This window comes from Lysobacter sp. 05T417 (assembly GCF_056396405.1).
In genome coordinates this window covers 22,116-34,080 of record NZ_JBFTLK010000008.1, presented here as the reverse complement: position 1 = coordinate 34,080, position 11,965 = coordinate 22,116, and the positions used below count along the sequence as shown (strand labels likewise).

Annotated in this window: 12 protein-coding genes; 6 read left to right on the top strand and 6 right to left on the bottom strand. The window is 68.9% G+C overall.

The window, feature by feature from the left end; genetic code table 11:
- Positions 1 to 30: 30 nt before the first annotated feature.
- Positions 31 to 1,695 (bottom strand): urocanate hydratase, encoded by a 1,665-nt coding sequence (gene hutU, locus AC1DER_RS15025; protein WP_441817520.1) that lies wholly within the window; start codon positions 1,693 to 1,695, stop codon positions 31 to 33.
- A 190-nt stretch (positions 1,696 to 1,885) separates the two neighbouring features.
- Between hutU and AC1DER_RS15020 the strand changes: the two genes are divergently transcribed.
- Positions 1,886 to 2,470, top strand: coding sequence for a TetR/AcrR family transcriptional regulator (locus AC1DER_RS15020; protein ID WP_477247820.1), 585 nt, complete (start codon positions 1,886 to 1,888; stop codon positions 2,468 to 2,470).
- 13 nt (positions 2,471 to 2,483) lie between these two features.
- Here AC1DER_RS15020 and AC1DER_RS15015 read toward each other — a convergent pair whose 3' ends face one another.
- From AC1DER_RS15015 to AC1DER_RS15005, 3 genes are all read right to left on the bottom strand, one after another.
- Entirely contained in the window at positions 2,484 to 2,948 is a 465-nt protein-coding gene (locus tag AC1DER_RS15015; RefSeq protein ID WP_477247818.1) for a hypothetical protein, read from the bottom strand.
- Between the two features lie 3 nt (positions 2,949 to 2,951).
- Positions 2,952 to 3,308 carry a hypothetical protein gene (locus AC1DER_RS15010; protein WP_477358110.1) on the bottom strand — a complete coding sequence of 119 codons (357 nt, stop codon included), beginning with the start codon at positions 3,306 to 3,308 and terminating at the stop codon, positions 2,952 to 2,954.
- Positions 3,309 to 3,429: 121 nt separating this feature from the next.
- Entirely contained in the window at positions 3,430 to 3,987 is a 558-nt protein-coding gene (locus AC1DER_RS15005) for a YybH family protein (RefSeq protein ID WP_477247814.1), read from the bottom strand.
- Between the two features lie 141 nt (positions 3,988 to 4,128).
- Here AC1DER_RS15005 and AC1DER_RS15000 point away from each other — a divergent pair, with 141 nt between their 5' ends.
- From AC1DER_RS15000 to AC1DER_RS14990, 3 genes are all read left to right on the top strand, one after another.
- Positions 4,129 to 5,415, top strand: a complete 1,287-nt coding sequence (locus AC1DER_RS15000) for an alkaline phosphatase family protein (RefSeq protein WP_477247812.1) — start codon at positions 4,129 to 4,131, stop codon at positions 5,413 to 5,415.
- A 111-nt stretch (positions 5,416 to 5,526) separates the two neighbouring features.
- Positions 5,527 to 7,110, top strand: a complete 1,584-nt coding sequence (locus tag AC1DER_RS14995) for a DNA-3-methyladenine glycosylase 2 family protein (RefSeq protein ID WP_477247810.1) — start codon at positions 5,527 to 5,529, stop codon at positions 7,108 to 7,110.
- Positions 7,107 to 7,631 (top strand): methylated-DNA--[protein]-cysteine S-methyltransferase, encoded by a 525-nt coding sequence (locus tag AC1DER_RS14990; protein WP_477247808.1) that lies wholly within the window; start codon positions 7,107 to 7,109, stop codon positions 7,629 to 7,631. The genes AC1DER_RS14995 and AC1DER_RS14990 overlap by 4 nt, the downstream gene beginning before the upstream one ends.
- Before the next feature lie 15 nt (positions 7,632 to 7,646).
- Here the strand turns inward: AC1DER_RS14990 and AC1DER_RS14985 are convergent, their stop codons facing one another.
- A complete protein-coding gene (locus AC1DER_RS14985) occupies positions 7,647 to 8,993 on the bottom strand; it encodes a formimidoylglutamate deiminase (RefSeq protein ID WP_477247806.1) in 1,347 nt (448 codons plus the stop codon).
- An 86-nt stretch (positions 8,994 to 9,079) separates the two neighbouring features.
- Between AC1DER_RS14985 and hutI the strand changes: the two genes are divergently transcribed.
- Positions 9,080 to 10,306, top strand: coding sequence for an imidazolonepropionase (hutI, locus tag AC1DER_RS14980; protein ID WP_477247804.1), 1,227 nt, complete (start codon positions 9,080 to 9,082; stop codon positions 10,304 to 10,306).
- Between the two features lie 74 nt (positions 10,307 to 10,380).
- Positions 10,381 to 11,583, top strand: a complete 1,203-nt coding sequence (locus AC1DER_RS14975; RefSeq protein ID WP_477247802.1) for a dipeptidase — start codon at positions 10,381 to 10,383, stop codon at positions 11,581 to 11,583.
- A gap of 141 nt (positions 11,584 to 11,724) precedes the next feature.
- On the opposite strand, the gene AC1DER_RS14970 is transcribed toward AC1DER_RS14975, so the two are convergent.
- Positions 11,725 to 11,919: a 30S ribosomal protein THX gene (locus tag AC1DER_RS14970; RefSeq protein WP_441817531.1), complete on the bottom strand. Its 195-nt coding sequence runs from the start codon at positions 11,917 to 11,919 to the stop codon at positions 11,725 to 11,727.
- Positions 11,920 to 11,965: the final 46 nt, after the last annotated feature.

Sequence of the window (11,965 nt, the reverse complement as noted above, 5' to 3'; positions counted from 1 at the left end):
TTGGTATCCCTGTTCCCTCGGCGCTTGCCTTCACACCATCGGCAGCTTCAACCCCTGCTCCTTCGCACATGCCTTGGCGATGTCATAGCCCGCGTCGGCATGGCGCATCACGCCGGTGCCCGGGTCGTTCCACAGCACGCGCGCCAGGCGCTTGTCGGCTTCTTCGCTGCCGTCGCACACGATCACCACGCCCGAGTGCTGCGAGTAACCCATGCCGACGCCACCGCCGTGGTGCAGCGAGACCCAGGTGGCGCCACCGGCGACGTTGAGCATCGCGTTGAGCAGGGGCCAGTCGCTGACTGCGTCGCTGCCATCCTTCATCGCCTCGGTCTCGCGGTTGGGCGAGGCCACCGAGCCGCTGTCGAGATGGTCGCGGCCGATCACCACCGGCGCCTTCAACTCGCCATTGCGCACCATCTCGTTGAAGGCCAGCCCGAGCTTGTGGCGCAGGCCCAGGCCGACCCAGCAGATGCGCGCCGGCAGGCCCTGGAAGCTGATGCGTTCGCGCGCCATGTCGAGCCAGCGATGCAGGTGGGCATCGTCGGGAATCAGTTCCTTGACCTTGGCGTCGGTCTTGTAGATGTCCTCCGGATCGCCACTCAGCGCGACCCAGCGGAACGGGCCGACGCCGCGGCAGAACAGCGGACGCACGTACGCCGGGACGAAGCCCGGGAAGTCGAACGCGTTCTCGCAGCCTTCGTCCTTTGCCATCTGGCGGATGTTGTTGCCGTAGTCGAACACCGGGATGCCCATGTCCTCGAACGCCAGCATCGCCTCGACGTGCACGCGCATAGACTTCTTGGCGGCATCGCGCACGCGGCCCGGGTCTTCGCCCTGCATGCGCTGCCACTGCTCCACGCTCCAGCCGATCGGCAGGTAGCCATGCACCGGATCGTGCGCGCTGGTCTGGTCGGTGACCGCATCCGGACGCACGCCGCGGCGCACCAGCTCCGGCAGGATCTCGGCGGCATTGCCCAGCAGCGCGATCGACTTCGCCTCGCCGGCCTCGCAGTACTTCTCGATGCGCGCCAGGGCGTCGTCGAGGTCGGTGGCCTGCTCGTCGACATAGCGCGTGCGCAGGCGCATGTCGATGCGGCTCTGCTGACATTCGATGTTGAGGCTGCAGGCACCGGCCAGCGACGCCGCCAGCGGCTGCGCGCCGCCCATGCCGCCCAGGCCGGCGGTGAGGATCCACTTGCCCTTGAGGCTGCCGCCGTAGTGCTGGCGACCCATCTCGACGAAGGTCTCGTACGTGCCCTGGACGATGCCCTGGCTGCCGATGTAGATCCAGCTGCCGGCGGTCATCTGCCCGTACATCATCAGGCCCTTCTTATCGAGGGCGTTGAAGTGCTCCCAGGTTGCCCAGTGCGGCACCAGGTTGGAATTGGCCAGCAGCACGCGCGGTGCATCGGCGTGGGTCGGGAACACGCCGACCGGCTTGCCCGACTGGATCAGCAGCGTCTCGTTGTCTTCAAGCTCACGCAGCGACTTGAGGATCGCGTCATAGCTTTCCCAGTCGCGCGCGGCGCGGCCGATGCCGCCGTAGACCACCAGCTCGGTCGGATTCTCGGCAACCTCGGCGTCGAGGTTGTTCTGGATCATCCGGTACGCGGCTTCGCTCAGCCAGGACTTGCAGCTCAACTCGGTGCCGCGCGGCGCACGGATGACGCGGGAGGGATCTTTGCGGGTGGACATCGGATGGCTCCGGCAGCGGCAGGCCACGCGGGCGCGTGGTCGCAATGGAAGGTTCACCATGGATAGGTTCGAGGGGAATTATCGCGCCGGCGCCGTCGCGCGATGTCGCCGATCGTTCGCGATCCGGTCGAATCGGCGCGGATCGGGTGCAAATGGAGCCTTCCGCGAGCCTTTTGTATACGCTGTATACATGAGCCGCCCGACCGACACCGCCAACCGCATCCTCCGCGCCGCGCTGGTGCTGTTCGATCGCGAAGGCGCGGCCGGGGTCAGCATGCGCCGTGTCGCGGCGGCGGTCGGGCTGACACCGATGGCGATCTATCGCCACTTCCCCAATCGCGAGGCGCTGCTCAAGCGCATGAGCGAGGACAGCTTCGACGCGATCGCGCGTCACTGGCACGCGCGCGGCCGCGGCGGCGACGTGCGCGAGCGGTTGCTGGCCGTGCAGCGCATCTATCTCGATTTCGCCCTTGCCCACCCGCACCGCTTCGATCATGCCTTCTCGACACCGCGCAGCGATGCCCGCCGCTTCCCGGAGGATTTCCATGCCCGCCTGTCGCCCACCCTCAACGTGGTCGCCGATGCGGTTGAAGACGCCATGCGCGCTGGCGTGCTGCGCCAGGACGATGTCTGGGACGTGACGATGACGCTGTGGGCGCACACGCACGGTTTGATCGCGCTGTACCGCGCCGGGCGTTTCAGCTTCGACGAGGCCGCCTTTCGCCGCTATTACGATGCCTCGCTGCAGCGGCTGCTGAGCGGACTGCAGCAGTAGCCTGCGGCGGCCGTTACGGCACGCGCACGCGCGGCTGCACCGGAGGGATGTCGTTCGGCGGCGGCGGCTCGGGCATGGGCTCGGTTTCGAGCTGGTCGCGTTCGCGTTCCTTGCCCTCGCGCCAAGCGTCGTGGTCGGCCTGCTTCTGATCGTATTGCTGGCGCAGTTCGTTGCCGCGCGTCGGATTGGCGCCCCGCTCGCGCTCGTACTGGGCGCGATCGGACTGCAATTGCTGGTCGGCACGATCGATGTCGTTGCGCACGCCGTCCGCCTGGACGCGGCGACTGGCCGCGTCGATGTCACGACTGAGCTTGGCGGCGTCGCTGCCAGCGCGCGTGGGCTTGCTGCTCACCGGCGAGGTGGGCGACGGTATCGGCGCGACCAGCGGCGGCGGCTGCAACGAGTTCGACTGCGCATGCACGCTCGTCGCCGCCAGCCATGCAGCGAGCGCCATGACAACCGGCAGCGACGACTTCACGGCCTAGTAGATCGACGGATCGAGGTGACGCAAGGCGTCGGCGATGTCGGTCTGGCCGGTGCGGTCGATGTCGCTGCGCGCATAGCTGCGTCCTGGCCCCTGGTTGCACAGTGGCTTGCCGGTCTTGCGATCGACCGGGCGGATGCGCGAACCGGTGGACTGCAGGCAGTTGGATGGCGTTTGCAGCTCGGACTTGTCCGCAGGTGCGTCCTGGGCGGCAACCGCTTCACTGTGCCCGGAGGCGCTCTGCGCCTGAGCGGCCTGCGCCGGAGCGGCCTGCGTCGCGGCGGTCTGCGCGGGAACTGCGAACGAAGCAGCGAGCAGACCAGCAATGCTCACCGCAATCAAAGTGCGGGACATGCGCTTCATGGCATCACCTTTGGCATCGTGCCAGCGACAGGGCGGCGGCATTGCCGCGATTCCACGATACGCCCGCCATGGCAGCCGGGTGGCGGCCACCGCGTGACCATTCAGTCCTTCGTCAGGCTTGTGGACAGATCGTCCGGCGGCCTTCACGGAACGCCACGGCCTCGGCCTCGCTGACCGGTCGCGGCTCGCTGCCATCGTCGAACAGCACCCGCCACTGGCCGTCCGCGCCGCGGTGCCAGACCGAGTGGAAGTCGCCTATCCGGTAGCGATGCTCCGCCTTGGGATCGGGGTCTTCGAACAGCGACGGCCCGCTCGACCAGGCGATGTCGCCGACGCCGCCGATGGTGGTGCGGGTCGGATACCAGTCCAGCCTGACGCGCTTGCCATCGATGATCGCGCCCCAGCGCCGGGTGATCTCGTCGCGGCCGCGGGTCGGTTCCGGGCCGCTCGCGCCGAACGCCGCATCGGCTTCCACGTGCGAGGCAAAGGCAACGGCATCGTGCTCGGCCACCGATCGGGCAAAGCTCAGCTCGCGTGCCCAGACCCCGCATTCCTCGCCGCTCAACTGCACCGCGGGCACAGGCTTGCCCGGCGGCTGCCCGGCTACGGCGGTTGCGCTTGCGAGAACGAAGAACAGGGCCATGCCTGCACGGCCTGCGAGTGGCTTCATGACGACGCTCCCGGAACCAGGCGCCACTATCGGCAAGGTCGCCGCCGCGGACCAGCGACGAAAGTCATGCCGAGGTCATGCCGACTCATTCCAGAGTGCCGCCGAAGTCCTGCCGCAACACGGGCTGGCTATCATCGGCCGATGCCTTCGAACCGTTTCGCGGCCGCGGCCGCCTGCCTGACCCTCCTCCTTGCCACGATCCTGGCCGGTTGCTCCACTCCGCCGCCGCGCGCATTGCCGGCGGCGCCGTCAGCCCCGTCCGCCGCACAGGCCAATGCCCTGCTGCTGGTGTCGATCGACGGTTTCCGCGCCGACTACCTCGACCGCGGCATCACCCCGAACCTGGCGCGAATCGCCGCACAGGGGGTGCGCGCGCGGTGGATGAATCCGTCCTACCCGTCGCTGACCTTTCCCAACCACTACACCCTGGTCACCGGCCTGCGCCCGGACCACCACGGCATCGTCCACAACAGCATGTGGGACGACGGGCTTGGCACCTTCCACGCGGCCGATCGCGATGCCGTGGCCATTGCGCAGTGGTGGGGCGGCGAGCCGATCTGGGTCGGCGCCGACAAGGCCGGGCTGCGCACGGCGACGATGTTCTGGCCGGGCAGCGAAGCGGCGATCCAGGGCCGCCGTCCGCAGCGCTGGCTGCCGTTCGACAAGGACCTCAGTGCCAACGCCCGCGTCGAGCAGGTCCTGGCATGGCTCGCCGAACCGGCGGCGACACGACCGCAACTGGCAACGCTGTACTTCGACCAGCTCGACGTGGCCGGGCACGACCACGGCCCGGACTCGCCGCAGGTCCGCCAGGCCATCGTCGCGATAGACATGGCCATCGGCCACCTGCTCGATGAGCTGGCTGCGCGCGGACAACTCGATCGCATCGATCTGATCGTGGTGTCCGACCACGGCATGGCCAACGTCGGCCCCGGGCATGCCATCGCCGTCGAAGACATGGTCGCGCCGGACGACGCCACCGTCGTCTCGATCGGCCAGTCGATCGGCATTGCCCCAAAGCCCGGTCGCGAGGCATTTGTCGCAGCGCGCCTGCTCGGTGCGCATGCGCAATACGATTGCTGGCGCAAGGCCGGACTGCCCGCACGCTGGCGCTACGGCAGCAATCCGCGGGTACCGCCAATCGTTTGCCAGATGCATGAAGGCTGGGACGCATTGCCACGCGAAAAGCTCGCGCAACGACCGGCCGCCATCACCCGCGGATCGCATGGCTTCGATCCGGCGCTGCCATCGATGCGCGCGATCTTCCTCGCACGCGGCCCTTCGTTCCGCACTGGCGCGGTGCTGCCGGCGTTCGACAACGTCGATGTCTATCCGTTGCTGACGCGGCTGCTGCAGATCCCGGCCGCGCCCAACGACGGCGACCCGGCCACGTTGCTGCCGGCGCTGCGCGAGGCGCGCGCCCACTGACGGCGTGCCCACTCACGGCATGACCGCCCCGGAAGGAGGCCTGCGCGGGCCTGCCACGTCGATGTCCGAATCCGGCCAGTCCGCCCCGTTCGGCGGTGCTAGCCTGCAACCATGACGACGACGCCCCCCAGCCATTCCGACGTCCTTCCCGACTGGCAGGTCTGCGAGCAGGCCCGCAAGAGCCGCGACCCGCGCTTCGACGGACTGTTCTTCACCGCCGTGCCGAGCACGCGCATCTATTGCCGCCCGGTCTGCCCGGCGCCGATGGCGAAGAAGGTGGCCTACTACCGCCACGCCGCGGCAGCCGAGGCCGCCGGATTCCGCCCCTGCCTGCGCTGCCGGCCGGAGCTGTCGCCGGACGACGGCAGCTGGCGTCGCGGCGATGCCGCGCTGGCGCGGGCACTGAAGCTGATCGATGACGGCGCGCTTTCCGAACAACCGCTGTCGGCGCTGGCCGAGCGCGTCGGTCTCGGCGAACGGCAGTTGCGACGCCTGTTCGTCGAACGCGTCGGCGTGGCGCCCATGGGCGTGCACGGCACCCGCCGCCTGCTGTTCGCCAAGCAGTTGCTGACCGAGACGACACTGCCGATCACCGAAGTCGCGCTCGCTTCGGGATTCGGCAGCCTGCGCCGTTTCAACGACGCCTTCCGCGCCGCTTACCGCATGGCGCCACGCGACCTGCGCAAGCAGCGCGACCACGAACGCCACGACCGCAGCCAGGCGCTGACGCTGCGGCTGGGCTATCGGCCTCCGTATGACCTCGAAGCGATGCTCGACTTCCTCCGCGGCCGCGCCCTGCCGGGCGTGGAAGTCGTCGATGCGCACAGCTATTCGCGCGTGATCGGTCCGATCGAACAGGCCGGCTGGCTGCGCGTCAGTGCCTGGCCCGGCGGCGAGCATGCGCTGAAGCTGGAACTGCACGGTCCGGCGTCGTCGCGCCTGCTGGAAATCGTGCAGCGGCTGCGCCGCATGTTCGATCTGGACGCCGATCCGCAAGCGATTTCCGCAGCACTGTCAGCCGACCCGCGCCTGGCCCCGCTGCTGGCCAGGCGCCCGGGCCTGCGCCTGCCCAGCGGCTGGGACGGCTTCGAGATCGCCATGCGCGCGATCATCGGCCAGCAGGTCAGCGTGGCGGCTGCGCGCACCGTCGCCGCACGCCTGGCGCAACGCTTCGGGCAACCGCTGCCGCATCCGTTCGCACCCGGCCTGGAACACCTGTTCCCGACGCCGCAGGCACTGGCCGACGCCGACCTCAGTGCGATCGGCATGACCCGCGCACGCGCCGCGACGATCCACACGGTGGCGCGCGCACTGCTCGACGGCCGCGTCGACTTCCGCGCCGAGCGCACGCTCGACGACTTCACCGCACGCTGGGTGGCGCTGCCCGGCATCGGACCATGGACGGCGCAGTACATCGCCCTGCGCGCGCTTGGCCATCCCGACGCCTTCCCGTCCGAGGACCTGGTGCTGCAACGCGCGGTCCCCGGCGACGGCTCGCGCCTGACCGCGAAGGCGCTGAACCTCGAGTCGCAGGCCTGGCGTCCGTGGCGCGGCTACGCCGTGTTCCACCTGTGGCGCAATACCATGACGCAACCGCTGCCACCGGTGACGAAGGTTGCCAAGGTTGCTGCACCTGCGGGCAAGACGACCGCGACCCGACGCCGCGGCGCGCCATCGGCGGGCGCGACGCCATGATCGTGCACACCACCATCGCCAGCCCGGTCGGCCCGCTGCTGCTGGCAGCGAGCGATGACGGCCTGCACCTGATCGAATTCCACACGCCCCGCCATCCGATGCGACGCAATGCTCAGTGGCGCGAAGGCGACAATGCGCTGCTGCGCCTGGCCACGCGCCAGCTCGACGAGTACTTCGCCGGCAAGCGTCGCGATTTCGAACTGGAACTGGCGCCGCAAGGCACGCCGTTCCAGCGCAAGGTCTGGCAAACGCTGGCGGCGATCCCCTACGGCGCGACGATCAGCTACGCGCAGCTGGCGCAACGCATTGGCAAACCGGCCGCGGTGCGCGCGGTGGGCGCCGCCAATGGCCGCAATCCGTTGCCGCTGGTGCTGCCCTGCCACCGCGTGATCGGCAGCGACGGCAGCCTGACCGGATTCGGCGGCGGCCTGCCCACCAAGCAGTTCCTGCTGCAGATGGAAGGCGCGCTGCCCACCATCTCTCAAAGCGCCAGCCTCGACCTTTTCGGCGCGCCCGCGTAGGGGTGCGCTCTCGCGCTACGCCAGCAACCGCGCCATCGCCGAACGGTAGCGCGCGGCAATCGTGGCGCGGTGCAGGTGATGTCCCCCTTCGACCACGCGTCGCCCGCCGACATGCACGTCACGCACGAGGTTGCGGTTGCCGCTGAAGATCCAGCGATCGATCGCATCGCCCGGTGTCAGCCCGAACAACGCCGGCGCGTCGGTGTCGAGCACTACCGCGTCGGCGAACCCGCCTGCCGCGAGCTGGCCGATGGCGTGTCCGGTGGACTGGCGCGCACTCGCGGACACGTCCTTCAACAGGGTCTCGCCCACGCTTGGCGATGCCGGCCGCACGGCGATATTGCGATGACGGGTGATCAGGCGTTGCCCGTATTCGAGCCAGCGCAGCTCCTCGACCGGCGACACCGAGATATGCGAATCCGAGCCGATGCCCCAGCGTCCGCCTGCAGCAAGGAAGTCGCGCAGCGGGAACAGGCCATCTCCGAGGTTGGCCTCGGTGGTCGGACAGATCGCCACCGTGGCGCCGCTGCGGGCAATGCCCTGCACCTCCGCGGCGGTCAGGTGGGTGGCGTGGACCAGGGTCCAGCGCGCGTCGACGGCGGCGTGATCGAGCAGCCATTCGACCGGGCGGGCGTTGCGGATCGCCAGGCAGTCCTGCACCTCGCCGACCTGTTCGGCGATGTGGATATGCACCGGCATCGCCGGCGGCAGCGCGGCCAGCACCGCCGCCATCGCATCGGCCGGTACCGCACGCAGGCTGTGCAGGGCGCAGCCGATGTGCAGGTCCGGACCGGCCTCCTCGCACAGCGTGTCGATCAACCGCAGATAGGCATCGAGGTCGTGCCCGAACCGGCGTTGGCGCTCGCCCAGGGCGCGGCCGTCGAAGCCGCCGGTCATGTACAGCACCGGCAGCAGGGTCAGGCGGATGCCGGTTTCACGCGCGGCCGCGATCAGCGCGCGCGACATCGCCGCCGGGTCGTCGTAGGGCCGGCCGTCCGGCGCGTGGTGCAGATAGTGGAACTCGCAGACCGTGGTGTAGCCGGCCTCCAGCATTTCCGCATAGAGCTGGGCCGCCACGGCATGCAGCAGCTCCGGGCTGAAGCGCGCGGCGAACCGGTACATGGTCTCGCGCCAGGTCCAGAACGAATCCTCCGGATTGGTCTGGCGCTCGGCCATGCCGGCCATCGCCCGCTGGAATGCGTGCGAGTGCAGGTTGGCGATGCCGGGCACGACCCAGCTTGCACTGGCGGTGGGTTCGGCGCCCTCGACCGCGGCGATGCGGCCCTGGTCGTCGATGACGAAACCGGCATCGGCCTGCCAGCCGTCCGGGGTCCACAACATCGCGGCGTCGAGGGTCTTCATGGTCTCGATTGTCGCCCGCCGGGGTGGCGTTGGCGAATCGTCGGGCGCGACTGCTGCGGCCGCGCAAACGTGGCTAGAATCGCTGCATGACCGCAAGCACCCATCAGGCCTGGGACGGCATCGTCCTCGGCGCCTCCCTGGCCACCCTGGATTCGCCACGGGGCTATGCGGAAATCATCGACGGCGCGCTGGCCTGGAAGGACGACCTGCTGACCTTCGTCGGCCCCCGCGCCGACCTGCCCGACGCCCCGCAGCGCCTGGCCCGTGAGGTGATCGAGAGCACGGGCTGGATCACGCCGGGACTGGTCGATTGCCATACCCACCTGGTGTTCGCCGGCGACCGCGCGCGCGAGTTCGAACTGCGCCTGCAGGGCGCCAGCTACGAAGACATCGCCCGCGCAGGTGGCGGCATCCTCTCCACCGTCGCCGCCACCCGCGCCGCCGATGAGAGCGAACTGCTGAGGCAGTCGCTGCCGCGCGCGCACGCACTGATCACCGACGGCGTGACCACGCTGGAGATCAAGTCCGGCTACGGCCTGGATTTCGACAACGAACGCAAGATGCTGCGCGTTGCCCGGCGCCTGGAACAGCTGGGCGTCGGCGTGCGCACGACCTACCTGGCCGCGCATGCGCTGCCGCCGGAGTACGCCGGGCGCAGCGACGACTACATCGACGCGGCGATCGAATGGTTGCCGCGACTGCACGCCGACGGGCTGGTCGATGCGGTCGATGCGTTCTGCGAAGGCATCGGCTTCAGCCCTGCGCAGACGCGCAAGCTGTTCGAAGTCGCTCGTTCGCTCGGCCTGCCGGTCAAGCTGCACGCCGACCAGCTCAGCGACCTCGGCGGCGCGGCCCTGGCGGCTTCGTTCGATGGCCTCTCGGCCGACCATGTCGAACACACCAGCCTCCAGAGCGTTCGTGCGATGGCGGCCCACGGCACCGTCGCGGTGCTGCTGCCGGGCGCCTTCCACGTGCTGCGCGAAACCCGCTTGCCGCCGCTGGATGCCTTCCGCGAACTCGGCGTGCCGATGGCGGTCGCCACTGACTGCAATCCTGGCACTTCGCCGCTGCAGTCGTTGCGCCAGGCGATGCAGTTGGCCTGCTCGCACTTCCGCCTGACGCCCGAGGAAGCGCTGCGTGGCGCCACCGTCAACGCCGCGCGCGCGCTTGGCCTGCACGACCGCGGCGTGCTCCGCGTGGGTGCGCGCGCCGACTTCGCACTGTGGAACGTCCATCATCCCGCCGAGCTGTGCTACTGGCTCGGTGGCCGCCTCGCACAGGCCGTGCACGCAGGCGGGCATCGCGTCATCTGAGCATCGTTACCACTATCGGCATCCATGCGGGCGACTCCGCCCGTATTCGTTCACGCACGTTCTGGGGAGAAATCATGCGTTTTCCGTTCGTATTCGGCCTTACCCTGTCCATTGCCGCAGCGCCCGCGCTGGCCGCCAACAACGACGCTGCGCAGCGGCTGGCCCAGGACGCGATCATCGTCGACACGCACATCGATGCGCCGAGCGAGCTGATGTCGCACTGGGACGATCTGGGCAAGGCGACGCCCGCCAAGGAGTTCGACTATCCGCGTGCGCGCCAGGGCGGGCTCGACATCGCCTTCATGTCGATCTACACCTCGCCCGACGAGGACAACGCCGGCACGGCATGGCAGGTCGCCAACACCCAGATCGACGCGGTCGAGGCCATGGTCGGCCGGCACCCGGACCAGTTCGCCAAGCTCACCTCGCCGGCCGATGTCGCGCGCCTGCGCAGCGGCGGTCGCGTGCTGCTGGCGCTGGGCATGGAGAACGGTGCGCCGATCGGCGCCGATCTGTCGCAGCTGGCGTTGTTCCACCAGCGCGGCGTGCGCTACATCACGCTCGCCCACAGCGCCAACAACCGCATCAGCGATTCGTCCTATGCGCTGCAGAAGAAGTGGGGCGGGTTGAGTCCGTTCGGCGAGAAGGTGGTCGCCGAGATGAATCGCCTGGGCATCATGGTCGATGTGTCGCATCTGTCGGACGAGGCGATCAGCGATGTGCTGGACGTGACCGACGTGCCAGTGATCGCCAGCCACTCGGGCATGCGCCACTTCACGCCGGGCTTCGAGCGCAACATCAGCGATGAGCTGGCCAAGGCGGTCGCGGCCGAGGGCGGTGTGGTGCAGCTGGTGTTCGGCACCGGCTTCATCGATGCCAAGGCGGCGTCGGATCTGCAGGCTTCGTTCCAGGCCGAGGCGGATTTCGATCGCGAGAATGCGGCGCTGGTGGCTGCCGGCAAGCCGGCGCGCTCGAAGGACGACTTCGAGAAGGCGTGGAAGGACGCGCACCCGATGCCGGTCACGCACATCGACGCGGTGCTGGACCAGATCGACTACGCGGTGAAGCTGATCGGCATCGACCACGTCGGCATCGGTTCGGACTTCGATGGCGTCAGCGGCAATCTGCCGGCCGAGCTGCAATCGGTTGCGGACTATCCGAACCTGGTTGCCGGTCTGCAGAAGCGCGGCCATTCCGATGCGGACATCCGCAAGATCCTCGGCGGCAACCTGCTGCGGGTGTGGACTGCGGTGGAGAAGGCGGCGACTTCACGCTGATGCGTTGATGCGGCTCGGCTTCGGGATGGCGCTGTCCGCAGGGACAGCGCTTGGGTGCGTCGAGGCACGGTCTTGGGCAGCTGAAAACAAAAAAGCCCCGCCGGAGCGGGGCTTTTTTGTTTGGAACCAGCGCCGGGGCGCTTATTCCTTGGAAGCGGTCTTCTTGGCAGGCGCCTTCTTGGCAACCGGGGCCTTGGCCACGGTCTTGGTCGCCTTCTTGGCGACCGGCGCAGCGGCGTTGCCGGTGGCCTTGGTCACGGTCGAGCTGCTGCGGGCGTTGCCGTAGCTGGAGTTGTAGCGCTTGCCTTTGGCGGTCTTGCGGTCGCCTTTACCCATGGTCGTGCTCCTGGAACTATCGAAAATCCGCACACAGGTGCGGCGT